Here is a 507-nt window from a genome sequence, read left to right on the forward strand (position 1 = left end):
CCGTCATCCCTGTCAGCACGACGGCGAGCAGTTCGTGCCCGCGACGGTGCGCGACCCGCGCGGCGGCGACACCCAGGACCACGGCGGGCACCGCGAACAGGAGCCACATCCAGGTCGGCGGCTCGAACACCCCGGCGTTGTCCGGGTTCGAGTACCGGGCGACGTCGTAGAAGCGGAGCAGCTGCCCCAGCGCCCCGTTGACGGACTGGTTGCTCGGCGCGTCCACCGGGCCCACCCGTTCGGTACTGCGGAACTGGCCGGTCCAGTACGACCAGGCGTCGCCGGGGATCACCGCGAACCCGACCGCGACGGTGGCGGCGAGGGCGCCGACCGCGGTCACGCAGCTGCGCCACTGCCGGGTGACGGCGAGGTAGACCAGGAAGAAGCCTGGGGTGAGCTTGATGCCGGTGGCGACGCCGACACCGACGCCCTTGAGGCGGGACCCGGCCGGCCGGGTCAGGTCCCACAGCACCAGCAGCATCAGGAAGACGTTGACCTGGCCGAGCC

1 protein-coding gene is annotated in these 507 nt (G+C 72.2%); it reads right to left on the reverse strand.

Annotated elements, in window-relative coordinates:
- A partial coding sequence (locus tag AC1DQC_RS20345) for a glycosyltransferase family 87 protein (RefSeq protein WP_477053030.1) occupies positions 1 to 481 on the reverse strand: 481 nt, incomplete at its 3' end.
- Positions 482 to 507: the final 26 nt, after the last annotated feature.

It is taken from the genome of Cellulomonas sp. P4_H12 (assembly GCF_056400905.1).